The following is a 24,732-nucleotide window of genomic DNA, read 5'->3' on the forward strand; positions in this document are numbered from 1 at the left end:
GTCAATTATTATATTTGTGAAAAATATAACGATAATCAACATTTAAAAAAATAAGAATGACTTTAATAAAATCAATATCAGGAATTCGTGGAACTATAGGAGGTAAAGTTGGAGACAACTTAACACCACTTGATGCAGTAAAATTTGCTTCGGCATATGGTACATGGTTAAAAAATAGTGTGGGAGCTACTAGTGATGGTGAAAAATTAAAAGTTGTTGTAGGTCGTGACGCACGTATATCCGGACCAATGATTCATAATTTAGTAGTAAACACATTAATAGGTTTAGGAATTGATGTAATTGATTTAGGATTGTCTACAACACCAACAGTAGAAATTGCTGTACCGCTTGAAAAAGCAAATGGAGGAATCATCCTTACGGCTTCTCACAATCCAAAACAATGGAATGCTTTGAAGTTATTGAACGGAAAAGGAGAATTCTTGAACGGAATTGAAGGAGAGAAAATTTTAGTCATAGCAGATAATGAAGATTTTGATTTCTCAGATGTAGATAGTTTAGGCGAAATCACAGAGAACGATGCATATATGGACATTCATATTGATGAAGTGTTGAATCTGCCACTAGTAGACGTAGATGCTGTAAAAGCGGCTAAATTTAAAGTAGTTGTAGATGGAGTAAATTCATCGGGAGGTATCATTATTCCAAAATTGCTAGAATTAATGGGGGTTGAAGTGGTCAAATTATACTGTGAACCAAACGGGCATTTTCCTCACAATCCAGAACCTCTAAAAGAGCATTTAACAGATATTTCAGAATTAGTTGTAAAAGAAAAAGCAGATCTTGGAGTAGTGGTAGATCCAGATGTAGACCGTTTGGCATTTATTTGCGAAGACGGAGAAATGTTTGGAGAAGAATATACCCTTGTAGCTTGTGCTGATTATGTTTTGAGTAAAACCCCTGGTAATACTGTATCTAACATGTCATCTTCACGTGCCTTGGCTGATGTTACCAACAGACACAACGGAACTTACGAAGCTAGTGCAGTAGGGGAAGTGAATGTGGTTGACTTAATGAAAAAAAATAATGCCATTATAGGTGGAGAAGGAAATGGTGGAATCATTTATCCAGAATCGCATTATGGTCGTGATAGTTTAGTGGGTGTGGCTTTGTTTTTAACACACTTAGCAAACAAAAAAATGACTGTTTCAGCTTTGCGTGCTTCGTATCCTGAATATTACATGAGCAAAAACAAAATCGAGTTAACACCGCAAATTGATGTTGATGCAATTCTTGTAGCCATGACCCAAAAGTATAAAGATGAAAACATTACAACAATCGATGGTGTAAAAATTGATTTTGCTAATGAATGGGTTCATTTGAGAAAATCGAATACGGAGCCAATTATCCGTATTTATACAGAAGCGCCTTCACAGGAAAAAGCTGACACACTTGCTTTAAGAATTATCGACGAGATAAAAGCTGTAGCAGCTATCTAATATTTTATTTACTATTAAAATAGAAAACCCTTTCAAATTAATTTTTGAAAGGGTTTTTATATGGAGTTTGGTGTTCTTAATTTGTAGATGGACAGCATTCAAATGCTTTTCTTTTATTTTCATACCAAGCATTCATTCCTTGCGGAAAATGCATTAGTTCTTGCATTTCTCTCATTGCCTTACTGTGTGCTTCATCTGATTTTTCAATCATTTCTAATGCGTGCTTTTTACTTAATTCTGCCATTTCCTCAAAGGTTGTTGCTTGAAACTTGGCGTCACATGCTCCTCCAAGTTCTTTACAGGTCATCGTTTTCATAATTTTTTATTTTATAATTAGAAAGACTAAAAACTACAATTCGTAAACAATTGTTGGTAAGATCCAAAACGTTTTTAAGCCTTTTTGAAAGGTTATTTCGTAAATATAAGTAAAAAATAACAGAATAATGGTGATTTTATACCGTTTTAAGTAGAAATTGATAAAAAAGCAAAATTAAAATTTGTATTGCATTGGCGTTTTGATTATTCAATATCAATAAGTTTTTCTCTCTAATTAAAAAATAACCTCACTTACAGCCTTAGCCATTGAGTGAGGTAAATTGTATATGGATAAAACTATTTGTAAAATTATTAGTCCCATTTATTGTATGATGAAGCCGCTAATTTTCCACCACCTGTGAAAAATAATGCAAGCGCTCCTAACAAATATAAACCAAGTAATTCTACTTGCCAACCACCATTATTATTCAACATAAATATTTCATTAGCATGTACTAAAAACAGAATAAATAAAGTTCCAAAAACATAAGCTGCTGCCGCTAATCGCGTTCTAAAACCTATTAAAATTAAGAAAGGAGCAATAAGTTCTGTGATGTAAACTCCGTAGGACAAAAAAGCTGGTAGCCCTTTATCAATAAGCATTCCTTCAATGAAAGAGGTATGACCTATTTTTGCGATTCCGTGTAATAACATCAATAAACCTACTGCAATACGTAGGATTAATAATCCTAAATCCGTGTTTTTCTTCATAGTTTTTGTTTTTTATTAATAGCACTTTAGGTAATTATAAAGCGAAAATCTAAAATACTATTATTTACTTGATAAATAATCTTTACTAACTTAAAAAAGCAGGTTTTATCTGGAGTTGTTCCATTTTTTTACCCACTAAGGTTTTCTTAGTAATTGGTTTAAAACCCAATTTTAAATAAAGTTTTTTAGCGGCTACATTAGCTTCTTCCACAAGTAATCCAAGCGTTTTTTTGTCGTCAACTACATATTTTTCGATTAAAAATTGTAATAATTGTGAGCCTATTCCTTTTCCTTGTTGGTCTGGTTTTACTCCAAAAGTATCAATGTAGACCTCTCCTTCCTGAGTTTCATCTTCAATAATAATTGTATTATTATAATTTGTTTTTAAATACGCTAAAATAGGTACTCTTAACGCTTCTAAATTTTTTCCATCATAGCAATTTATAGCACCTACGACTTTATTATTTTCGACAGCAACCCAACAATTTTCATAGGAATATTGATTATTCTCCTTACTTACAAAGTACATTAAAAATGCTTTTGCAGCAGCATTATCCTTAGTGCCAATAAAGGCATGAATAATTGTGTCCATAGCGAGAAGTAAACAGCTTGCAATTTCAGGAGCGTCGGCTTTTGTAGCTTTTCTAATTTGCATTTTAATACGTTTTAAAAGTAAAAATAATTAATAATAAATGGGATTACCACCAAACTATAAAAAACTGAATAAATTCAGCACCTTGTTTTTGCCAACACAAAGACGCTTGTTTTTCATGCATATTTATTTTTAAAGTTTCTACAAAATTTATGAACTCATGCCAAGTTTCATTTGTATCTGGATCCATTCCCCATTCCTTTTTAGAGGGTAAATAGTAGTTTTTTTCTATATTATGGAGGCTCACAAAAGTAGCCAAGTTTACATAATAACCCTTAACTGCTTTTTGATAGGTAGGAGCTAGGCTATCTTTAAAATTAAAAGGAATAAACAAGGAAGCGAGTAAACACAAAGCTTGAGGAATATTATTAATGTTAATAGCGTCAAAAGTTGCTGCTGTTGCTTTATGATGTAACAACGGAAATTGCTTTATTCTTAATTTTTCTAATTTCTCGCTTAAAGAATCATTTCTGTTGGGGCCAATCCAGTTTTTTAAAGGATTTGATGATATGCTAGGATCTAATAAGTAGAATTTATAGGCTAGTTCTAAGTGAATAAGTTGTTTTTCTTTTAAATCTTCTAATATAAAATCAATTTCGCCAATGGTTTTTTGTTCCTCAATTATTTGTACATTTTCATAAACCACTTTATAATTTGTAGCGGTTTTTATCAACTCCGAAACTATTTTTTCGACTATGTGCCCTAACCTAATATTTGTAGGTAATTCTAAATCCAGCTCATTTTGAAGTTTTAATTGGGATAAATTAAACGTTGGGAAACCAGTAACTGAAGTGTCTAAACTAGTAGTTTTTAAAATAGATTTGATTCTTGATTTAGCATTCATTAGTTTTTAATTTTCAATGATATTAAAAATGGATATCTTTATTAGGAGCAGAACGTTTACAAATTCTAACACTATTTTCACCTGCTGTACGCTATATCTATTATTCTTGCTAGCGCAACAATAAGAGGATGCCACTGCCATCAGGGCTATTTTAACACATTTCCATTTCAAAATCAGCATTTCAAAAAAAACTGTAGATTTATAACAACTCTTCTACGTGACGCTTAATGTTCTCACTTATTTTCTTTGTAGGTAAATCATTGGCATCATACCCAAAAGGATCTTCTATTTCTTCGGCAATTAGTTCTAAACTTGCCAATACATAAAAAGTAAAAATTACTACGGGAATAACAAAATAGCCTAAATTAAAAACATACCCAAAAGGCAATGTCATCACATAAAAAAATATAAATTTCTTAATAAAAGCACTGTAAGAGTAGGGTATAGGCGTATTTTTTATTCGCTCACAAGCGCCACAAATATCAGTGAAGGATTGTATTTCATGATTCAAAATAATCAATTGATCTCCCGTTATTTTTTTACTAATGTACAAGTCATTAATCTTCTGAAATAATATTTTAGCAACTTGATTTGGACGGTGTTTGTGGTGTTCGATATCAACATCATCAAAGAGTTGCTTGCTGGTTTCTTCATTCTTTAAATGTTTGTTTAGAATCGAAGCGTAACTCGGAATCACTTTTCTAAAAAAAGTACGATCCGACTCTTCCTGTAAAATAACGGCTAGTTTAAGCGCTAGATTCCGACTGTTATTCACTAAACTTCCCCATATTTTTCTTCCTTCCCACCAGCGATCATAGGCAGTATTTGTTCTAAAGACAAGCAGTAACGAAATAACAAATCCTAACATTCCGTGCATGATAGAGATGTTCTTGACGTGGCTGTCCTCAGGAAGTACCCAATATTCTATTTCCAGATAGGCAATTCCGGCAGAATACAAACCAATGAAGATCATCATAGGAATTAACTTGCGAAAAGTTTCGGCTTTGTGAAAACGAAATATAAAGGTGATCCAGTCTTTTGGGTTGTATGAAATCATTTATTAATTATCGGAGGTTAATTGGATTTAAAAGTGTAAAAATTTTCAATAGGATTACAAATCTAATCTAAAAATTGATAATTCCAGCCAATTCTTTCAAAGCAATTTCAGATAATTTTGCTTGAAACTGTGCATCACTATAACGTACTTTTGCATTGACATAATTCAATTGTGCCGTTCTAAATTCGATTGTGGTAATGGTACCAATTCTAAATTTATCTAAAGTAATGGCTAAATTTTGTTGTGCAATTTCTTGGTTTTTTTCTTCTAAACGAATCAACTCTAGATTAGTTAAATAAGTTTGATAAGCCGTTGCTAATTGGGTATTTAAAGCTTGATTTTGTTGTGCTATTTGGATACCTGCATTTTCAATTTGGATGCCTGCAATCTTTTCATTTCGTTTTTGAGCAAAACCATCAAACAAATTTAGTGAAGCACTAAAACCATAATTCAATCCTCTTGCTGATGATTGTGTAGTAAAACCCAAACTCGATTTATTTTCGGCAAAATTGTAGCCTGTATTTACTTTTAAAGTAGGGTAGCGAGCTGCTTTTATTTGTTTTAGCGCTAACTCAGCCACTCTTTTACTAATTAACAAAGCTTGTATTTGCGGATTTTGTTTCTCAGCTTCGGTTTTTAAAATGGCAAATTCTAGTTTTTCTGAAATTAAAAATTCATCACTAACTCTAAAATCCATTGGTGTATCACGAGCTAATATTTGATTCAATATTAGTTTAGAATTGGCATATAATTCTTGCTGTCTCAACAAAGCAACCTGATCCGTATTAATGTCTACTTGGGCATTTAAAACTTCTAATTTTGAAGCTTTTCCAATTGTAAAACGGTTTTGTGCCAGCGTAAGCCGTTGATTAGAAATCACAATTGTAGTATCAAGAGCGGATAATTGCTGCTGTTGTTGCACGAGATTATAATAAGCCTCTTGAACATCGCTTATTTTTGTAATAATCGTTAACCGCAACTGTGTTTCGCCTAGTTTTTGCAATTCTTTTAATTGGTTTTTTTTTGCAAACATTTTAAAACCGTCAAAAATAGTCCAGTCTAAACCCACACCATAATTCAAACTATTGCTTTTAGCATTATCTAAGCTTGTTGTAGTGCCATCAGTTCTAGTTTGTGAAAGGTTTTGTAGGTTGTTATTTTGCACTACGGTAGCAGTGGCTTTAGGTAACATACCAGCATTTCCTGCAGCAACATTAGTTTCCTCTATTTTTAAATCGTTTTTAGCGATTTTGATTTCGTAATTATTTTCTAATGCAATTTGCATCGCTTGCTCAATGGTTAAAATCTCTTGTGCATTGGTCATGGAAACACAAAAGAAAAATAAGAGCAAAGTTTTGAATAGCGTTGTAGTTTTCATACGTTTATTTACTTTCTTTTTCATATTCATCAATGTGATCAAATTCAGGATAATGTTTACGCGTTTTAGACCACATAAAATAAAGTGCTGGTATAACAAATAAGGTTAGGACCAAAGAGAAAATAGTTCCTCCTACAATAACAACACCCATACCTATTCTACTTGTTGACGCTGCTCCTAATGACATTGCAATAGGTAATGCTCCTAATGAAATTGCTAAACTTGTCATTAATATAGGACGTAAACGTGCTTCTGAAGCTTCTAATATTGCTTCTAGTTTTGGTTTGCCTTGTTCCCGCAATTGATTCGCAAACTCAACGATTAGGATTCCGTTTTTAGTAACCAAACCAATTAACATTACGGTTCCAATCTGGCTAAAGATATTCCAAGTTTGGTCAAACAACCACAAGGAGAACAATGCTCCCGCAACTGCCATGGGTACCGTCAAAATGATAATAAACGGATCGATAAAGCTTTCAAATTGTGCTGCTAGAATCAAGAAAATCAATAATAAAGCCAGACCAAAAGCAAACGATGTATTCGAACTACTCTCAACAAAATCTCTGGATTCTCCTCCTAAATCTGTAGTGAAAGTATCGTCAAGTACCTTGGCTCTAATTCTTTCCATTGCTTCAATTCCATCACTGATACTTTTGCCTGGAGCGAGCGCTGCTGAAACCGTTGCCGCCATAAAACGATTATTATGATATAGCTGTGGCGGTTTACTTTGTTCCTCTGTACTTACTATATTGTCCATTTGGATTAATTCTCCTTTGTTATTTTTAACATACATCGAGGTTAAATCCAATGGTTTTGAACGGTCTTTTTGATCAAATTGACCAATTACTTCATATTGCTTTCCTTTTTTCATAAAGTAACCAAAACGCTGTCCGCTCAAGGATAACTGCAAGGTTTGTGCAATATCAATAACCGATATTCCTAAACTCTCTGCTTTTTCACGATCAATGGTTACGTTAATTTCGGGCTTATTGAATTTTAAATTCACATCAGTCATAGCAAAGGTGGGATCATTCCCTGCTTCTTCCATGAATTCCGGAATTTTTTCTTCTAGTTTAGCAAAACTCTGTGATTGTATAATGTATTGAATTGGTAAACCGCCACGCCTACTTACGGATATGGTGGGTTGTTGTGTTACTGATGTTTTAGCATCAGGATATTGCTTAGTCCATTTAGTCAATTTATCTGCAATTTGGTCTTGAGATAATGTTCTTTCTCCTTTATCTTTTAGAGAAAGACGCATAAAACCACTATTTACAGATGAAGATCCAAATCCGGGAGACGTAACCACTAAACTTACTTTTTTCTCTGGAATAGAATCATCAACAAGCTTGGATATTTCTTGCATGAATCGGTCAGTATATTCATAGCTTGATCCTTCAGGCGCAGTCATTCTTAGAATTAAAGAACTGCGGTCATCGTAAGGAGCCGTTTCTTTTTGGAGTAAATTATAAAAAACAAAAATCAAACCAAAACAAGCAATCAAAATAGGGAAGCTTAACCATTTTTTAGCCATAAAATGGCTTAATGATTCAGCGTAAGAACTATTTAATTTTTGGAAATAAGGTTCAGTTGCAATGTAGAATTTAGATTTCTTTTGTTCACCACTTTTCATTAAATACGCATTCAACATTGGCGTAAGCGTTAACGATACAAAAGCCGAAATTAAAACGGCAGCACCTATCACAACACCAAATTCCCGAAACAGTCGTCCAACAAATCCTTCTAGAAAGATTACTGGTAAGAAAACTGCGGCAAGCGTTATAGAAATAGAAATTACTGCAAAGAAAATTTCATTAGATCCTTTAATTGCCGCTTCAATAGGCGTCATGCCTTCCTCTACTTTTTTGAAAATATTTTCGGTGACTACGATTCCGTCATCAACAACTAATCCCGTTGCCAATACAATTGCTAATAAAGTCAATACATTGATTGAAAAACCAAACAGCCACATAATAAAGAAAGTGGCAATTAACGACACTGGAATATCGATTAAAGGCCTAAAAGCAATGGCCCAATCTCTAAAAAATAAATAGATAATTAATATTACTAAGAATATCGAAATCCCTAAGGTTTCGGCTACTTCTAGTACTGATTTCTTTACAAAAATGGTATTGTCAAGAGCAATGTTTAGTTTGATATCTTTAGGTAAATCTTTCTTTAAAGCTTCAAATTGCTCGTAAAAAGCTTTAGAAATATCTAAATAATTAGCACCCGGACGAGGTACAATTGCTAAACCAACTAATGGCAACCCAGATTGACTTAATTTAGTTTCTATATTTTCAGGTCCTAATTCAGCGCGACCTACATCACTTAAACGAACAACTCTTTCGCCTTCTGAGCGAATAATGATTTTGTTAAATTCCTCCGCAGTAGCTAAGTTTCCAACCGTTTTTACCGTCAATTCTGTATTGTCTCCAGTTAATTTACCTGATGGTAATTCAACATTTTGTGCGTTCAAAGCAGCTCGCACTTCGGATACTGTTAATCCGTATGATGCAAGTTTTATTGGATCAATCCACAAACGCATCGCGTACCTTTTTTGTCCCCAAATTTGAACCCCACTTACTCCAGGAATAGTTTCTAAACGTTGTGAGATTACATTTTCGGCATAATCACTTAATTCCAGAGGACTTCGGCTATCACTTTGTACCGTCATCGAAATAATCGCATCACTATTGGCATCAGCCTTAGAGACTACTGGTGCGGCATCAATATCTTGTGGTAAGCTACGGATGGCTTGCGAGACCTTATCACGCACATCATTTGCAGCTTCTTCTAAATCTTTGTCTAAGTTAAACTCTACCGTAATGGAGCTACTTCCTTGTGCACTTGTTGAGCTTATATTTTTAATTCCGTCAATAGAGTTAATGGCTTTTTCAAGCGGCTCAGTAATTTGGGATTCAATAATATCACTGTTGGCACCAGTGTAATTTGTACGTATCGAAACCTGAGCGGGATCAATAGATGGAAATTCTCGTACGCCAAGATAGGTGTACCCAATAATTCCGAAAAGCACAATTGTTAAGTTCATAACAATAGTCATTACTGGTCTTTTTATACTTAATGTAGATAAACTCATTTAGTTTTTATTTATTTTTTGAAAATAAGGCTTTCGCCAAAGAGCTATTTTTTGACAGTGATTTTTACGGGTGCATCATTTTTTAATGTCATTACACCAGTAGTAATTACAGTATCTCCTGCTTTTAACCCTGATAAAATAAGTAAAGAAGCATCTGTTCTTGTTGCGGTTTCTACCATAATTTCTTTGGCTTTCCCCATATTTGATATAAATACTTTTTTTCCGTTTTGTACTGGAATAACTGCTTGACTAGGTACCACAATAGCGTCTTTAATTACATCTAACGGCAATTCAACATTTGCAAAAGTACCAGGTAATAGTTTTCCATCTTTATTATCAGTAATGGCGCGCACTTGTAGCGTTCTAGTAGTAATTTCTACAGTAGGCTCGATGGCGTATACCTTAGCGGCGTAAGTTTTAGATGATCCAGCGACTTTAAAATTCAAAGCACTATTGTTTTTTATTTGGTTAGCATATTTTTCAGGAATCGAAAAAGTGATTTTAAGTTTACCAATGTTTACAAGATTAGCAACTAAAATACTTGGGGTAATATAGGTTCCTTTAGAAATGGAACGCAAACCAATTATTCCCGAAAAAGGAGCTCTTACCGCTGTTTTAGCAATTTGCGCTTTAATTAATTGTCCTTGCGCTTTAGTTGAAGCATATTCGGCTCTTGCTACATCATATTCTTCTTGGCTAATGGCTTCTTTTTGCAATAATAGTTTTGCTCTTCGTTCATTTTCAGCAGCTAAACTTTCTTTTGTGTTGGCTTGGCTTAATTGTGCTCTTAATTCAGTGTCATTAACCTTAAATAGCAATTGTCCTTTACTCACATTACTGCCTTCTTGAAAATTGATACTTTCAACAATACCAGAAACCTCAGAGCGAATTTCTACTTGCTCATTAGCTTCTATCGAACCTGATAAAGACAAATTGTTGTCAAAACTTTCTGGTTGAACCACAATCCCAGATAACTGCATGGCTTTAGATTTGCCTCCTTTATCTTTTGGTCCTTCGTCTTTAGCACTGTTTTCACTAATTCGGTAGGCTATAAAAGCACCAAAACCAACAATTAATAGGGTGTAAATAATGTATTTGATTTTCATAATGTAGATAAAAAAGGAATGTATGTGTTTTAATAAATGTTCTAATATGCGCACAAATGCCTGCAAAATGAAACGGCAGACGTGATACAATTATACCTCCAACTAAACTGTATAAATAACAATCAGTTGGTTATAAAAGAGGTGTAATTACAGTATCAATTACGTCGTTTATGCAAAGCATTCGATAATACTCAAAATTAGACGTTAAAAGAGGGGAATTGTTTCACTTTTAGTGAAAAAAAGTTCAAAAAAAATCAAAGTGGGCATTAAGAAATGTAATTCCAGATGTTTTTCTTTTTAGTGAGTTCAATATAAACTGCTCTCAGGCTGGCGTGTTCCGGTTTTTCGAGAGGTGCATCGTCCTTTAAAATTTTCATGGCATGGTGTCTGGCGAGACCAAGAATATCTCTGTCCTTAACAATATCAGCAATTTGAAGGTTAAGTACACCACTTTGTTGCGTTCCCATCAAGTTTCCTGGACCACGAAGTTTTAAATCAACTTCGGCAATTTCAAAGCCATCGTTAGTTCCTACCATGGTTTCCATTCGCACTTTACTATCTGCGCTTAATTTGTGGCTGGTCATTAAGATGCAATAACTTTGATCAGCACCACGCCCCACACGCCCGCGCAATTGATGCAGTTGTGAGAGTCCAAAACGTTCCGCACTTTCGATAATCATCACTGATGCATTGGGTACATTTACACCCACTTCAATCACCGTAGTGGCAACCATAATATTGGTTTTTCCGTCTGAAAAGCGCTTCATTTCGGCATCTTTATCTGCGGGTTTCATTTTTCCGTGCAAAATAGAAATGGAATATTGTGGCAACGGAAAATCACGAGAGATACTCTCATAGCCATCCATTAAATCTTTATAATCCATTTTTTCCGACTCTTGAATCAAAGGATAAACAATGTATATTTGGCGGCCTATTGCAATTTGGTCACGAATAAATTTCCACACTTTGAGGCGGTTGCTATCAAAACGATGTACGGTTTGAATGGGTTTTCTACCCGGAGGCAACTCATCAATCACTGAAATATCCAGATCGCCGTACAAACTCATCGCTAGCGTTCTAGGAATAGGCGTTGCCGTCATTACTAAAACGTGTGGCGGAATCACATTTTTCTTCCATAATTTAGAGCGTTGTTCCACCCCAAAACGGTGTTGCTCATCAATCACTGCCAATCCTAAATTCTTGAATTTTACTTTGTCTTCCAGCAAAGCATGCGTACCTATCAGGATTTGTAAGCTACCGTTTTCAAGTTCCTCGTGAATGATTCTACGAGCAGCAGTTTTACTCGATCCTGTGAGTATTTTTATATTTAGATGTAGCTTTTCAGCCAGTTCTGATAATCCTATAAAGTGCTGGTTGGCTAAAATCTCTGTTGGAGCCATCAAGCATGCCTGAAAACCATTGTCCAGTGCTAAAAGCATGGTCATAAAAGCAACAATCGTCTTTCCAGAACCTACATCACCTTGAAGCAAACGGTTCATTTGGGCATTACTACCCATATCGGTACGGATTTCTTTAATCACTCTTTTTTGCGCTCCTGTGAGTTCAAAAGGCAGGTAGTTTTTAAAAAAACAATTAAAGTTTTCTCCTACAATAGTAAAAGGATGCCCTTTTATCTTATGCTTCTGAATCAGGTTTTTAGTAATTAATTGCAATTGTATAAAGAACAATTCCTCAAATTTTAATCGGAATTGTGCTTTTGCCAAAGCCTCTGGACTTTTAGGAAAATGAATGTTGATTAAGGCGTCTTTTTTAGACATTAAAATCAACTCAGTAATCAAGTAATCAGGTAGGGTTTCTGTAAACAGCGTGTGTGTTTCTAGGAACAACTGCTGCATCATTTTATTAATTGTACGGTTTGTAACCCCACGATTAGTCAGTGTTTCTGTAGAGGGATAAACCGGTTGCATGGCTGAACGCAGACTTGTTTCATGCTCTTTAAGCAGTTCAATCTCTGGATGCGCCATGTTATAATTGCCATTAAAGGAAGTGCATTTTCCAAAAATCACGCAAACTTCATTAATCTTCAACGATTCACGTACCCACTTATGACCTTGAAACCAAACCAATTCCATTTGACCAGTGTCATCGACAAAATTAGCGACCAATCTTTTTCGGCCTTTACCAAATTCAACCGTTTTTACATTGATAATTTTACCTATTATTTGTACCTCGGCAACATTATTCTGCAGTTCGTTAATCTTAAAATAACGTGTGCGATCAATGTAGCGATTGGGATAAAAATTGATCAAATCAGCATACTTATGAATCCCCAATTCTTTACGTAGCAACGCACCCCTGTTAGGGCCAACGCCTTTTAAGTATTCAATAGGAGTAAGTAGGAGGTTGTTCATTTGGATTTTTTTGAAAACAGCATAAAGAACAGTATTTATAAACTAAAATTCTTTATTCTTTTAAAAAGACGAAGATAGTTTTTTGTTTGGAATTTAGAAAATTAGGGAAGATGAAATAATTGTTTTTTGGAGTATTAAAAAAGGATACATAATACCAAAAACAAGTAATATAGTTCAAACTAATTTTTGTCACCTCGAGCGGAGATGCAATAGTGGTTCTCGACTCCGCTCAAACTGTTTTATAAATAGTAATGGTATAACTACAAGAGTTAAATTTAAAATTCTACAAAGAGTTTTTTTATTAGGAGCAACTCTCGCTATCCGTTACAAGCTTTGCAGTTTCAAACCTTTTTTCTAGATTGGGGTAGGAGCTTCCTGCGGTCGCTCTACCACAACCAGAAAAAAATGGTTTTCTCCTCGCAAAGGCTTTTCACTGCTATCAAGGCTAGCCTGTTTGGGTTTCACGATTATTATTAGAATTTAATTACCAGAGTTTTTTTCAGCATGACAAATGGGGCGGATCTTTTTAAAAGAAAACTATGCTGCTCTCAACATAACATTTAGTTCCATAAAACAATAGTTAAAATAATATTAATCTTTCACAATTGAATTGTGTACAATCTAATTGTGTTTTATCTTTGTACCATCAAACAGAAAAGATGAAAGATCAATTACATATTAGCGAGCAAGTTTGTTTTCCGGTTTATGTTTTTGCAAAGGAAATTATAAATCAATACCGTCCTTTGTTAGAAGCGCTGGAACTTACTTATCCGCAGTATTTAGTGATGTTGGTTTTGTGGGAACACAAAGAGCAAACGGTTAATCAGCTGGGAGAGAAATTAAAATTAGATAGTGGAACGCTAACTCCGTTATTAAAACGAATGGAACATAAAGAGTTTGTTTCTAGAATTAGAAGTACCGTTGATGAGCGATTAGTCAATATATCGTTGACTGAAAAAGGAAAAGCACTAAAAGAAAAAGCGGCCTTTATTCCTGGGCAATTAATGGAAGCCATGGATGTAACCGAGGAAGATTTGTTACTATTAAAAAATATAATTACTAAAATTTCAAAAAAATAAAGATGAAAACATTGTATACCACACAAGCTACCGCAACAGGAGGTAGAAACGGACAAGTAAAAAGTGAAAACGGAGTTTTACAAGTAGAGGTTAGACACCCAAAAGCATTAGGTGGAGCTAACGAAGATTTTGCTAACCCAGAAATGCTTTTTGCAGCAGGATATTCGGCTTGTTTTGATAGCGCCTTGAACTTGGTGATCAAAAGCGAAAAAATAACTACGGGAGAAACTACAGTTACGGCAAAAGTAAGCATTGGTCAAAATGATGCTGGAGGTTTTGGACTAGAAGCAGAATTACATGCTAATATTCCAGGTGTAACCATGGAAGTAGCGCAAGATTTAATCGAAAAAGCACATAATGTTTGTCCGTATTCTAATGCGACAAGAGGAAACATGCCGGTTAAATTAACCGTATCAAACGACTAAGAATAATAATCAATTTTTAAAATAAAAGAATGGCTTTAATAGAAGATTTAAACTGGAGACACGCGGTAAAAGCGTATGATGCTACAAAAAAAGTAAGTAAGGAAGATGTTGATAAAATTGTAGAAGCAGCTCGTTTAGCACCCACTTCGTCAGGATTGCAAGCGTTTCAAGTTCTTGTAGTTGAGAATCAAGAGTTGAAAGAAAAATTAGTAAAAGGTGCTTTGAATCCAGAGTGTATGAGAGACTGTTCACATGTAATTATTTTTGCAGGATGGGATCGTTATACTGAAGAGCGTATTGATAAAGTGTACAACCACACTACTGATGTACGTGGTTTAGAAAGAGGACGTTTTAGCAGTTATACTGATATGTTGAAAAAAATGTACTTGGCTCAATCAGCCGAAGAAAATTTTGCTCACATTGCACGTCAAACTTATATTGCACTTGGACTTTCATTAGCACAAGCAGCGGAATTAAAAGTAGACAGCACGCCAGTGGAAGGTTTTGATAACAGCGTTGTAGACGAAATATTAGAACTTGACAAATTAGGTTTAAAAAGTGTTTCATTAATGTACGTAGGTTACGCAGATGCTCCAAACGACTGGATTGGACAAATGAAAAAAGTGAGAACTCCAACAGAAGAATTTGTTGTTGAATTTAAATAATCTTCAATAGGGATGTAGTGGTGTTCTTTTAGTTCGCCCTTATTTTACATAGAAAGCCTAAATCAAAACGTAGTTTTGGTTTAGGCTTTTTTTATGTTTATTATTTAAATCACATTACAATGGTTTGTTGGAGCAGACTCAAGAACAATGATTGCATCACGACTTTTCTCAGTGTAAAAATTAGGTTGGGTTACTGTGTTTTATTTTTTCTTTCAATTTTTATGCTGCGATTACGGGAAACCGTAAAGAATACCCCTTTTTTAGAAATAACTTTGAAAAATAAAACTTTAAATAAAAACAAACCAATCAATGCTATATTTGAACACCACGTAAAAACGAAATTAATCCACAACAAAGAGAGAGTACACTTTCCTTTTGTTGTGGATTTTTGTTTGGTGTTGGGAAAAGTAAATATTAAAATAATTAATTATATGATGATATTATTATATAGTTAGCGGTAAGACTAGTATAACGAACCGGAAATTTATATAATTAATTATAAACATTTAAAACAAAAATTATGAAAAAAATTATTTTGTTGGCCTTAATTTTATTTAGTACTGTATCATTAGCGCAGAAATTTAAAGTGACTCCAAATGGCTTAAAAGATTCAGAAAATCTAGAAAAATCGTTTGTAGTAATTCCTATAGATGGAAAAACTGCAAAAGAGCTTTATGATGAATCAATAAAATTCATTAATAAAAATTACAAAAGCCCTGAAGATGTAATTAAAGGTAAAACAGAGGGAGAATTTTTAAAATTTGAAACATATGCATCAGGCTTTATCACAATAAAAAACGGATGGACAAATGTTCCTTTTAGTGCAAAATATACTATAGAACTAACTTTCAAGGATGGTAAAGTAAAATATGAGATTATAGAACTTGATATGTACAATTCAACTGATAAGGGACTTCCACTTACTTTTACTGGAGGTACAATGTCTTGGTCTGTTTATAACAAAAAAGGAGAACTAAAAAAAGAAGGTGTTGACACTAGTATTGAAAATTATTTTAATGGTTATTTAATGTCTATAACCAATTTTATGCAAGGAAAATTAGCCGAAGACAAATGGTAAGTCATACCGCTAACATCGGTTTGGCAATATGGCGGGTTTAGTGTTAAATCGAAAATTTTTGCTTCCATTGAAGTTCAATGATTATAGAAAATTTCGATTTTTTTAGTCCGCCACATCGCCAAGCCGAGAAATGTTTGCATCAGTTTAAAACCAATACGTCGGAAAATATTAAAAATTCAATAATTTAAATTAAAAAGACATGAAAAAAACCACTTTAAAAACGTTAATCGGACTTTTTACATTGACAACTCTTGCGTTAACTTCTTGTTCAGAAAAGAAACCTAATCGAGATGAAATCGTAAGAAAAAATGCAGAAGAATATTTAAAAGAGAAAATGAATGACCCAAAAAGTTATGAATTTGTAAAGCTGGAGTTAATTGATTCAGTTTTATACTCAGACAATATAAAATACAGAAAGGAAAATTTCAATAAAAATATCGAAGATAATAAAGATGAAATCAAAAGAAAAGAAGAATATAAAATTGAAATCCCTTCAATGTATGATGAAAGAGAAATTGAAGAACTGAAAGCAGATATTGCTAAAAATGAGAAAATTATTGCCAAAATAGATTCTTTAGAAACAAAACTTGGGACTAAAAAAAATCAAGTCGCTTCATATACTTATGTTTTTAGTTTTAGAGGAAATAATGCATTGGGTGCAAAAATATTAAATGAATATATTCTCCAAACAAATCCATCACCAGATTTTAAAATTATTAATATGACAGATGATAAAGACAAAGTTTTTTTAAATCCAAATGATTTTCCAGGATATAGAGAAATGATAGCTAAAAATTTATAAAAGCCAGACCATAACAGCAGTTACACAATACACAAGACTTTATTTGATTACTGATTTGTATTAAGTTTTAGTTAAGCTGAAAATTGACCGGTTACGAACTTCTAACCATATTAAAGCAGCAAAACGTTGTATGATAGCTTACTAGAACTGAAAACTAACGATACAATATTTTTCATAATAATAATAATAATAATAATAATAATTTAAAAAAATGGTTAAAAAATCAACACTTTTATTTTCTATTATATTAATGTTTATTTATTCATGTAAGAACGCCGAACCAAGTGATTTGAATACAGAACCAACCTATGAATACGAAACAAATTCAGAACAACATCCCTATGAAAACGACGCTTTAAATCAATATCAAACCGAGCAAACTGCAAAAGAAGAGCCGAAAATTGACGAACTATTTGAAGTATATAAATACATCTATTCAAATGGGAACGTTACAAAGGCAGAAGTTAATGTGCTCTTTGTTGACGGCAAAAAAGACGAATTACAAATAACTATTGATATGCCTAATGGACAAGGTGCTGAAATTAATCTTATTAATCCAATAAGTTTAGGTGTCATCAAAGGGATGGATAGCTATATATACACCTCTACTTCTGATAATAATAAACAAGTTAACATATTTTTTCATAATGGACGTAAAATGATGGGAATGAATTTAGATAACCAAAATGTTATTTTTATGAATTCCCCAGATTATAAAGAGTAAAACTTTTACTAGAAAAATGAATTTTTAAAAACATAATAATTAAACTTTATAAATATGGTTTACGGTTTCAAATTAAACAAAAAACCATATGAAATTACTGAACTGCTATCCTTGAACGGACAAAATGAAAAATAAAACGGGGTAGCCGAAAACCACAATATTGAAAGAGTAGGCAACACATAAATTTTTACAAAATGAAAAAATTGATTTTATCACTAACTTTTATGTTAGTTACTGTATTAGGTTTTAGTCAAAATATAACCTACTCTAAAGACTATAATGGAAATACTGTTGCAAAAGACCAGTATGGAAATGTTATAGCAAAAGGTTCTACTGACTACTCGGGTAATTTCGTTTGGAAAGATCAATATGGAAATGTAATCAGTAAAGAATCAAAAGATTACTCTGGAAGAACTGTATCAAAAGACCAGTATGGAAATACACAAAGTACAAGGTCAACTGATTATTCTGGTAATGTAGTACAGAAAGACCAATATGGCAATACTGAGTACACTTATAAAAAAGATTATTCAGGTAATACAGCAGTTTATGATAGCAGAGGAAATAAGGTTGGGACTTACAAGAAAGATTACTCTGGTAAAACTGTCTTTATAGAGGAATAATTGTAAGAGCAAAGTTTTAGAATAGTAAAATTCTGCTCTTTATTAAAACGCTTAAATAAAAAATAATGTCTAATAAAAATCAATATGTTGTGCTACATTACAACAATTGAGCTGTAATAGGTGATCGAAATGGGAAAGTCACTAAAACATTTGAGAAGAAAACTGACTCAATTGACTATGCGAAATAAATTGCAAATAAATCAGCAATTTGAACTTATTATTCATAAAGGAGACGGAACAATCCAAAACAAACACAGTTATGGAAATGACCAAAATCCACCAAAAGACGTGAAACCATAAAAAACGGCATTGAACATCAGTTTGGTAAAATGGCGGATTTATTACTAAAATCAACAGTTATTCTTCGATTGAACTTTAGTACAAAGTTAAAGTTTTGTGTTTCTATTTTCGCCACTTCGCCAAGCGGCAAAACCTCAGGCTGCGAAAGAACCAAGTTAAAATAAGAAATTATTCGAGGAACTGTCGAATAAAATTTCATACAGACGATTCTTAGAAGTACCATTTGAGTTTATACACTGACTGATGTTATGAGCTAGTTTAGAGTTAAAATGTCATAAGGAATTCAATTAGTAAAATTAATATGGAGTCCAGAAACCATAAATTTAAAACGGGGCGTAACCGAAAAGCCTAACGAGTAAGAAAATTAAATTAATATAAAATGAATGATTTTTTTAAAATCTTAACTATTTGTTCAATTACATTGATGACAACAAAAAGTAACGCGCAAGAAAAATTTACTACTTACGACAATACATACGGAGAAAAAACTTATGAAATTCAGATTTCCTCTAAAGACAAAGAAAAATTTTCTCTATACATTGATGCTATGTCTTTAGATAGTAATCACAGCAAAGGAGGAATAACAATTGACCAAAAACAACATCAAGATTTTTTAAACGCAATTGCAGAAGCGAAAATAAAGTATGAAGAATGGGTTAATACCGCTAAAGAAAATGATGTGAAAGAACTTGATAAAACTATGACTATTAAAAGTAAAGCCGGAGCTTATTTTTTATATGGAAATAAATGGAATTTTCAAAATTTTGTGAATTTAAAATATGACTTTAAGATTATAGAAAGTAAAGGTGAAATAAAATATTTGTTATTATTAAAAACAGGTAAATTACAATCTTCAAGTAATCAATTTATGAAAGTAGATGGATTTGTTTTCGTGTTTTCCTCGACAAAAGAAGTAGATGATTTTACTAACGCAATTTCATCAGAAAAAATTACAGAATTTATGAACAAACCAAAAAAAGAAGCACTATTTAAAGACTAAAAACTAGACTATAATTTCCCTTTGCCAAGATTATGTTTACGCTCAACTTAAACCTTCTTTTTTAAATAATATAACGTTATTAAGCTATATAAATTTAGCTGATCATGTACTATATGAAACCTAATAATTACCTCTAAATAATTCAAAATGAAAAAAATATTACTTCTTAGTTTAACTTTAGCATTTTCCTTAATTTCTTGTTCAAGTCCTGATAGTAGCGACAATAATAGTACTACTTCAATTAACCCTCCATCTTGGATGCAAGGTACTTGGAGTATTGATTATGGATATGATGATGAACCTGATTTAACCCCTCTATTTAAATTTAAAAATAATGACTTTTGCGTCTTATCGGGAATAGAAATATGTTATGCAGAATATTTAAAACAAATTTCAAAAACGGGTATAAAAGCAGAAATTGAACAAAGTGTAACCGAAAACGAATATAAATTATCAATCACAACACAATCGGTAAAAGCAACTTATAATTTCTATAGAGTTTCGAGTAATAAAATTAAATATAATAATCCAGATGCAGGTTCAGTTTTCGTGGACTTAGTAAAATACTAAGTACCAGTAATGACGTAATAAGACAAAGAGAATTTTAGTGAATAATTACAAAACGAAAGTTCTAACCAAAAAAGAGTAGTATTAAAGTCCCAAAAACATCAATTAACTCCAAAACCAACCTACTAATTATAAATACCCAATGAATATAGAAGTTTCTGCTAGCTTTAAAAAAATGACCACTAGAGCCATTTTATCGATTGTTTTGTTTTTAATTGTTTACATTCTCTTATTGCTTTTATCCATTGGGATTACCGTTTTGTGCGTTATAGGTGCTTTTTATTTAATCACTATTCGGCCTTCATTTATAACTTTAGGATTGGGTGTAGGACTTGCTAGTTTGGGTTTTTTTATTCTCGCTTTTCTGTTTAAGTTCATGTTCAAACAACACAAAATAGATCGAAGCCATTTAACCGAAATTACCGCAGAAACAGAACCGAAACTTTTTCAATTTATAGCAACAATTGTAAACGAAGTAGGAACTGATTTCCCCAAAAAAATATACCTATCAGCTGATGTTAATGCGAGTGTTTTTTATGACTCTAGTTTTTGGAGTATGTTTTTTCCAGTGAAAAAAAACCTTCAAATTGGTTTGGGATTGGTAAACGGAATAAGCGAGCAAGAATTCAAAGCAATATTAGCACATGAATTTGGACATTTTTCGCAACGAAGTATGAAAGTAGGGAGTTATGTTTATTTTGTGAATCAAGTAATTTTTAATTTGCTTTATGACAACGAATCATTTGATAAAATGGTTCAAAAATGGGGTAATATTAGCAACTATTTTTCAATTTTCTTGATAATATCTTTAAAAATAATAGCAGGAATTCAATGGGTATTAAAGAAAATGTATGCCTTTATCAATGTTGCTTATTTAGCACTTTCACGAGAAATGGAATTTCACGCTGATGAGGTTGCGGCAAACGTGGCAGGTATTTCTCCTTTACAAGAATCGTTATTGCGCATGGATACTGTAGAGGCTGCTTATAATGCCGTTTTAGGATTTTATGGAGAAAAACTATCTGAGGATTTTAAAAGTAATAATATTTATGAAGAGCAGCAGTTTGTATTGGATTTTTTAGCCAAAGACAGCCAATTGCAGTTCAGGGATAATTTACCGGTGGTAACTTTATTAGACATTAGTAAATTTAATAAATCTAAATTGGTGATCGAAAACCAGTGGGCTTCTCATCCCTCTGTGACGGATAGAAACGCAAGTCTGGCACGATTAGATATTCACAAGCAAATTTCGAACAATCAATTAGCAAATACTGTTTTTAAGGATATTGTGAAAACCCAAGAAAAGCAAACAGCCAAATTGTTTTCTAACATTGAAAATATTGCTGCGTTTGCCGTTTTAACTTTGGAGGATTTTAAAAAGGAATACCCCGAAAAATTTAGAGAAAACTCGTTTAATCCTATTTATAATGGCTATTATGATAACAGCAATATTAAATATTTTGATATAGATACGATAGAAAATCCAACAGTAATTCCTGTTTTTGAACCCCTTTTTGATAAAGAAAAAATAGAAATGGTTTATGATCATATTGCTTTACAAAATGATGCTTCTATAATTAAAAGCATAGCTAATAAGGAATTGAAAATTAAGTCTTTTGATTACGACGGACATAAATTTAAATCAGACGAGGCAAAGGAGTTATTTCCAAAAATAGAGAAAGAAAGCGTTGATTTGCAGCTAAGTATTGCTATAAATGATATAGCAATTTTTAATTATTTTAAGGCTGTCTCCAAAAAAAGCCATCAAGAAGACACATTAATTTTAAAGTACAAAGCTTTTTTTGATTTCGATCAAGCCTATGATAGCAATATGAAACTGTATTTAGACTTAATAGAAATGTCTCATTTCATGTCTGAAGTTACGCCTGTGCAACAAATTAAATCAAAACTAAATAGCGTATACATTAAAGAAATTGAGATCAAAAAAAAGATCAAAGAAATGCTTGAAAATGAAATGTACGTTTCGATTTTAACGCCTCAAATTATAGCAAATTTCGAAATGTATTTAAAAGAAGATTGGCTTTATTTTACAAAAGATACCTACATTAGCTCTGAATTAGAAATTTATTATAACGGCATAAATAATTATAGTTTTGTGCTTTCAAGAGGTTATTTTTTACTTAAAAAAGACTTACTTGATTTCCAGAATCAATTGCTGGTAACGCAAAGTATAGCAGTTTTAAATTAAGACAAAATAGAGAAGGTATTTACTATAAGTGTTGCGTTTTAAACTATATTTGAAACCAACAAATAGTAAAAAAGCACATTATAATGACTGCAACAATAACCACATTAGCCGAGAAAAAAGTGATAGGCATTCCCATGGAAATGTCTTATGCTGATTATAAAGCACGGGAATTATGGCAACGTTTTATGCCCAAACGCAACGAAGTTCAAAATAGAGTAGGTGCTGATTATTTTTCAATAGAAGTGTTTAGTACAAGCTATTGGGATCAGTTTAACCCAACTGCAACTTTCCAGAAATGGGCTGCAGTTACAGTACCACATTTTGATACTATTCCCGCTGGAATGCAGTCATTAGTGATTCCTGCTGGCTTGTATGCGGTTTTTATTTACAAAGGTGATGAAACTGGTGCTCCAGCTTTTTTTAAAGCTATTTTCACCTCTTGGTTACCTAGTTCTATTTACATACTGGATGATCGTCCGCACTTTGAAATCTTAGGAGACAAGTATAAAAGAGGGGACACCAACTCTGAAGAAGAAGTTTGGATTCCGATACAATTAAAATAATCCGGTTTATCAGTTGTTATCATTCATTACTGCATGACAATTTTCGTATGTTTTTATGATAACATTGTATATACTTTAATTTAAATATGCGAAAAAGCCTATATTTGATTTTTAAATTTTTTATCGAAAGCAATACTTACGATTACTTTTCTATTCAATATTACTAAACATACCTTATAAATAATTTTATGGCTATAGGATTTTCCCCAAATCATTCACAGACTTTTGAAGTTAAAAATTTATCTCCAAAAGAGATTTTGTTACTGTTTGTAGAGATTGCTGAAAATAATAATTGGGCAGTGGCTAACTTAGCTTCAAACGGAATAATTGCCTATACTAATAAGGGAATGTTTTCTTGGAATGCTGAAATTAGAATTGTTATTCAAAATACCACAGTGGTTATTAAAAGTACTTCAACAGGAAGTGAAATTTTTGACTTAGGGAAGAATAAAAAATTGGTAAAAAAGTGCATAGAACAATTTGAAGCGTTAGATAAGGACTTGTTTAAAGAGGAAATAGCCGCTAAGCTATTACTTATTGAAGATAAAATAACCGTTGATGAAGCCCAATTAGTAACAGTTGAAGCAGCTTCCTTTACTGAAAAGATAGGTGACTTTTTCTCTTTATTTAAACCAGTAGAAGGCTATTTCATCACTCCAATACTTATAAATTTAAACATTTTCATTTTTGCTCTAATGGTTTTTATGGGAGTCAGTTTTATGGCACCCACAACTGATAGTTTGATTCAATGGGGAGCTAACTTTAGGCCCGTTACTTTACAAGGCCAATGGTGGCGTTTACTAACTAATTGTTTTTTACACATTGGTTTTTTCCATTTATTGATGAACATGTTTGCCTTGATGTACATTGGGGCTTTGCTTGAACCATATTTAGGTAAAATCAGGTTTCTTTCGGCTTATTTATTGACTGGTTTATTAGCAAGTGTTACAAGTTTATGGTGGCATGATTTAACCGTAAGTGCTGGCGCATCTGGAGCAATATTTGGAATGTATGGGGTATTTTTAATATTATTAACGACTGATTTAATTGAGGAAAACGCTAGAAAACAATTACTAACCAGTATTGCTGTTTTTGTGGGGTATAATTTAATAAGCGGACTCAGTGGAGGCATAGATAATGCTGCACACATAGGAGGTTTAGTAGGAGGATTATTCATAGGTTATGTCTATACCTACAGTTTAGATACCGAAGATACTCTAAAGCAAAAATTAAAATATGTAAGCGCTCTAACTGCTTTTTTCCTGGTGATTTCATTGATGGTTTGTAACAGCTTAAATAATGATATTGTCATTTATGAGAACAAAATGAAAGATTTTGTTGAAATGGAGAAATTAGCGATGGAGGTATATAGTAGATCAAAATACGAAGCCAAAGAAGATTTACTATACAATATTAGAGACAGAGGAATTTACTATTGGAATGAAAATATCAATTTATTAAATGAAGCAGATAAATTGAGTTTACCCAACGAAATTCATGTAAGAAATGAAATGATGAGAGAATATTGTGAATTGAGGATTAAAAGTTTTGACTTATTGTACAAATCAGTAAATGAAGAAACAGACAAATACAATGTTGAGATACAAGCTTATGATCAGCAAATACTGTCTATAATGGATAAAATAAAGCAGTAATAATTTAAGCTGATCATTATTAACTTTACGTTTAGTTGAAGCATTTATAA

23 protein-coding genes are annotated in these 24,732 nt (G+C 32.6%); 14 read left to right on the forward strand and 9 right to left on the reverse strand.

What is annotated here, in order from left to right:
* Positions 1 to 56 precede the first annotated feature (56 nt).
* The gene (glmM, locus tag HNP99_RS05055) at positions 57 to 1,457 is read left to right on the forward strand and encodes a phosphoglucosamine mutase (protein ID WP_173851953.1); all 1,401 of its coding nucleotides are present in this window, start codon (positions 57 to 59) and stop codon (positions 1,455 to 1,457) included.
* Positions 1,458 to 1,533: 76 nt separating this feature from the next.
* Here glmM and HNP99_RS05060 read toward each other — a convergent pair whose 3' ends face one another.
* The 9 genes from HNP99_RS05060 to recG form a co-directional block, all read right to left on the reverse strand.
* Positions 1,534 to 1,773 (reverse strand): DUF1059 domain-containing protein, encoded by a 240-nt coding sequence (locus HNP99_RS05060; protein WP_173851955.1) that lies wholly within the window; start codon positions 1,771 to 1,773, stop codon positions 1,534 to 1,536.
* 311 nt (positions 1,774 to 2,084) lie between these two features.
* Positions 2,085 to 2,483 (reverse strand): DoxX family protein, encoded by a 399-nt coding sequence (locus HNP99_RS05065; protein ID WP_173851957.1) that lies wholly within the window; start codon positions 2,481 to 2,483, stop codon positions 2,085 to 2,087.
* 85 nt (positions 2,484 to 2,568) lie between these two features.
* On the reverse strand, positions 2,569 to 3,138 hold the full coding sequence (locus HNP99_RS05070) for a GNAT family N-acetyltransferase (RefSeq protein WP_173851959.1): 570 nt from the start codon (positions 3,136 to 3,138) through the stop codon (positions 2,569 to 2,571).
* A 43-nt stretch (positions 3,139 to 3,181) separates the two neighbouring features.
* On the reverse strand, positions 3,182 to 3,979 hold the full coding sequence (locus tag HNP99_RS05075; protein ID WP_173851961.1) for a DUF1853 family protein: 798 nt from the start codon (positions 3,977 to 3,979) through the stop codon (positions 3,182 to 3,184).
* Between the two features lie 199 nt (positions 3,980 to 4,178).
* Entirely contained in the window at positions 4,179 to 5,036 is an 858-nt protein-coding gene (locus HNP99_RS05080; protein ID WP_173851963.1) for a bestrophin family protein, read from the reverse strand.
* 67 nt (positions 5,037 to 5,103) lie between these two features.
* Positions 5,104 to 6,414, reverse strand: coding sequence for a TolC family protein (locus HNP99_RS05085; RefSeq protein WP_173852529.1), 1,311 nt, complete (start codon positions 6,412 to 6,414; stop codon positions 5,104 to 5,106).
* Between the two features lie 4 nt (positions 6,415 to 6,418).
* On the reverse strand, positions 6,419 to 9,514 hold the full coding sequence (locus HNP99_RS05090; RefSeq protein ID WP_173851965.1) for an efflux RND transporter permease subunit: 3,096 nt from the start codon (positions 9,512 to 9,514) through the stop codon (positions 6,419 to 6,421).
* A 44-nt stretch (positions 9,515 to 9,558) separates the two neighbouring features.
* On the reverse strand, positions 9,559 to 10,620 hold the full coding sequence (locus tag HNP99_RS05095) for an efflux RND transporter periplasmic adaptor subunit (RefSeq protein WP_173851967.1): 1,062 nt from the start codon (positions 10,618 to 10,620) through the stop codon (positions 9,559 to 9,561).
* A gap of 266 nt (positions 10,621 to 10,886) precedes the next feature.
* Positions 10,887 to 12,992: an ATP-dependent DNA helicase RecG gene (gene recG, locus HNP99_RS05100; protein ID WP_173851969.1), complete on the reverse strand. Its 2,106-nt coding sequence runs from the start codon at positions 12,990 to 12,992 to the stop codon at positions 10,887 to 10,889.
* A 659-nt stretch (positions 12,993 to 13,651) separates the two neighbouring features.
* Between recG and HNP99_RS05105 the strand changes: the two genes are divergently transcribed.
* The 13 genes from HNP99_RS05105 to HNP99_RS05165 all read left to right on the forward strand — a co-directional run bounded on the left by HNP99_RS05105 (position 13,652) and on the right by HNP99_RS05165 (position 24,682).
* Positions 13,652 to 14,071 carry a MarR family winged helix-turn-helix transcriptional regulator gene (locus HNP99_RS05105; RefSeq protein WP_173851971.1) on the forward strand — a complete coding sequence of 140 codons (420 nt, stop codon included), beginning with the start codon at positions 13,652 to 13,654 and terminating at the stop codon, positions 14,069 to 14,071.
* A 2-nt stretch (positions 14,072 to 14,073) separates the two neighbouring features.
* Positions 14,074 to 14,496 carry an organic hydroperoxide resistance protein gene (locus tag HNP99_RS05110; RefSeq protein ID WP_173851973.1) on the forward strand — a complete coding sequence of 141 codons (423 nt, stop codon included), beginning with the start codon at positions 14,074 to 14,076 and terminating at the stop codon, positions 14,494 to 14,496.
* A gap of 29 nt (positions 14,497 to 14,525) precedes the next feature.
* Positions 14,526 to 15,161 (forward strand): NAD(P)H-dependent oxidoreductase, encoded by a 636-nt coding sequence (locus HNP99_RS05115; RefSeq protein ID WP_173851975.1) that lies wholly within the window; start codon positions 14,526 to 14,528, stop codon positions 15,159 to 15,161.
* A gap of 520 nt (positions 15,162 to 15,681) precedes the next feature.
* Positions 15,682 to 16,239, forward strand: a complete 558-nt coding sequence (locus HNP99_RS05120; RefSeq protein ID WP_173851977.1) for a DUF4468 domain-containing protein — start codon at positions 15,682 to 15,684, stop codon at positions 16,237 to 16,239.
* Between the two features lie 199 nt (positions 16,240 to 16,438).
* On the forward strand, positions 16,439 to 17,041 hold the full coding sequence (locus tag HNP99_RS05125) for a hypothetical protein (protein ID WP_173851979.1): 603 nt from the start codon (positions 16,439 to 16,441) through the stop codon (positions 17,039 to 17,041).
* 211 nt (positions 17,042 to 17,252) lie between these two features.
* Complete coding sequence (locus HNP99_RS05130; protein ID WP_173851981.1) at positions 17,253 to 17,765, forward strand: hypothetical protein; 513 nt, start codon at positions 17,253 to 17,255, stop codon at positions 17,763 to 17,765.
* Positions 17,766 to 17,959: 194 nt separating this feature from the next.
* On the forward strand, positions 17,960 to 18,388 hold the full coding sequence (locus tag HNP99_RS05135) for a hypothetical protein (protein ID WP_173851983.1): 429 nt from the start codon (positions 17,960 to 17,962) through the stop codon (positions 18,386 to 18,388).
* A gap of 129 nt (positions 18,389 to 18,517) precedes the next feature.
* Entirely contained in the window at positions 18,518 to 18,688 is a 171-nt protein-coding gene (locus tag HNP99_RS05140) for a DUF2188 domain-containing protein (RefSeq protein WP_217424390.1), read from the forward strand.
* A 379-nt stretch (positions 18,689 to 19,067) separates the two neighbouring features.
* Complete coding sequence (locus HNP99_RS05145; protein ID WP_173851985.1) at positions 19,068 to 19,688, forward strand: hypothetical protein; 621 nt, start codon at positions 19,068 to 19,070, stop codon at positions 19,686 to 19,688.
* Positions 19,689 to 19,835: 147 nt separating this feature from the next.
* Positions 19,836 to 20,258: a hypothetical protein gene (locus tag HNP99_RS05150; protein WP_173851987.1), complete on the forward strand. Its 423-nt coding sequence runs from the start codon at positions 19,836 to 19,838 to the stop codon at positions 20,256 to 20,258.
* A gap of 139 nt (positions 20,259 to 20,397) precedes the next feature.
* The gene (locus tag HNP99_RS05155; RefSeq protein WP_173851989.1) at positions 20,398 to 22,464 is read left to right on the forward strand and encodes a M48 family metallopeptidase; all 2,067 of its coding nucleotides are present in this window, start codon (positions 20,398 to 20,400) and stop codon (positions 22,462 to 22,464) included.
* Between the two features lie 83 nt (positions 22,465 to 22,547).
* Complete coding sequence (locus HNP99_RS05160; RefSeq protein WP_173851991.1) at positions 22,548 to 23,027, forward strand: GyrI-like domain-containing protein; 480 nt, start codon at positions 22,548 to 22,550, stop codon at positions 23,025 to 23,027.
* Positions 23,028 to 23,215: 188 nt separating this feature from the next.
* Positions 23,216 to 24,682, forward strand: a complete 1,467-nt coding sequence (locus tag HNP99_RS05165) for a rhomboid family intramembrane serine protease (RefSeq protein WP_173851993.1) — start codon at positions 23,216 to 23,218, stop codon at positions 24,680 to 24,682.
* The last annotated feature ends 50 nt before the right edge of the window (positions 24,683 to 24,732 follow it).

The sequence above is a fragment of the Flavobacterium gelidicaeli genome, assembly GCF_013294005.1.
Taxonomy (GTDB): Bacteria; Bacteroidota; Bacteroidia; order Flavobacteriales; family Flavobacteriaceae; genus Flavobacterium.

Coding starts and splice junctions, on each gene's coding strand:
- glmM (WP_173851953.1), top strand. CDS start 57: ATGACTTTAATAAAATCAATATCAGGAATTCGTGGAACTATAGGAGGT.
- HNP99_RS05060 (WP_173851955.1), bottom strand. CDS start 1,773: ATGAAAACGATGACCTGTAAAGAACTTGGAGGAGCATGTGACGCCAAG.
- HNP99_RS05065 (WP_173851957.1), bottom strand. CDS start 2,483: ATGAAGAAAAACACGGATTTAGGATTATTAATCCTACGTATTGCAGTA.
- HNP99_RS05070 (WP_173851959.1), bottom strand. CDS start 3,138: ATGCAAATTAGAAAAGCTACAAAAGCCGACGCTCCTGAAATTGCAAGC.
- HNP99_RS05075 (WP_173851961.1), bottom strand. CDS start 3,979: ATGAATGCTAAATCAAGAATCAAATCTATTTTAAAAACTACTAGTTTA.
- HNP99_RS05080 (WP_173851963.1), bottom strand. CDS start 5,036: ATGATTTCATACAACCCAAAAGACTGGATCACCTTTATATTTCGTTTT.
- HNP99_RS05085 (WP_173852529.1), bottom strand. CDS start 6,414: ATGAAAACTACAACGCTATTCAAAACTTTGCTCTTATTTTTCTTTTGT.
- HNP99_RS05090 (WP_173851965.1), bottom strand. CDS start 9,514: ATGAGTTTATCTACATTAAGTATAAAAAGACCAGTAATGACTATTGTT.
- HNP99_RS05095 (WP_173851967.1), bottom strand. CDS start 10,620: ATGAAAATCAAATACATTATTTACACCCTATTAATTGTTGGTTTTGGT.
- recG (WP_173851969.1), bottom strand. CDS start 12,992: ATGAACAACCTCCTACTTACTCCTATTGAATACTTAAAAGGCGTTGGC.
- HNP99_RS05105 (WP_173851971.1), top strand. CDS start 13,652: ATGAAAGATCAATTACATATTAGCGAGCAAGTTTGTTTTCCGGTTTAT.
- HNP99_RS05110 (WP_173851973.1), top strand. CDS start 14,074: ATGAAAACATTGTATACCACACAAGCTACCGCAACAGGAGGTAGAAAC.
- HNP99_RS05115 (WP_173851975.1), top strand. CDS start 14,526: ATGGCTTTAATAGAAGATTTAAACTGGAGACACGCGGTAAAAGCGTAT.
- HNP99_RS05120 (WP_173851977.1), top strand. CDS start 15,682: ATGAAAAAAATTATTTTGTTGGCCTTAATTTTATTTAGTACTGTATCA.
- HNP99_RS05125 (WP_173851979.1), top strand. CDS start 16,439: ATGAAAAAAACCACTTTAAAAACGTTAATCGGACTTTTTACATTGACA.
- HNP99_RS05130 (WP_173851981.1), top strand. CDS start 17,253: ATGGTTAAAAAATCAACACTTTTATTTTCTATTATATTAATGTTTATT.
- HNP99_RS05135 (WP_173851983.1), top strand. CDS start 17,960: ATGAAAAAATTGATTTTATCACTAACTTTTATGTTAGTTACTGTATTA.
- HNP99_RS05140 (WP_217424390.1), top strand. CDS start 18,518: ATGGGAAAGTCACTAAAACATTTGAGAAGAAAACTGACTCAATTGACT.
- HNP99_RS05145 (WP_173851985.1), top strand. CDS start 19,068: ATGAATGATTTTTTTAAAATCTTAACTATTTGTTCAATTACATTGATG.
- HNP99_RS05150 (WP_173851987.1), top strand. CDS start 19,836: ATGAAAAAAATATTACTTCTTAGTTTAACTTTAGCATTTTCCTTAATT.
- HNP99_RS05155 (WP_173851989.1), top strand. CDS start 20,398: ATGAATATAGAAGTTTCTGCTAGCTTTAAAAAAATGACCACTAGAGCC.
- HNP99_RS05160 (WP_173851991.1), top strand. CDS start 22,548: ATGACTGCAACAATAACCACATTAGCCGAGAAAAAAGTGATAGGCATT.
- HNP99_RS05165 (WP_173851993.1), top strand. CDS start 23,216: ATGGCTATAGGATTTTCCCCAAATCATTCACAGACTTTTGAAGTTAAA.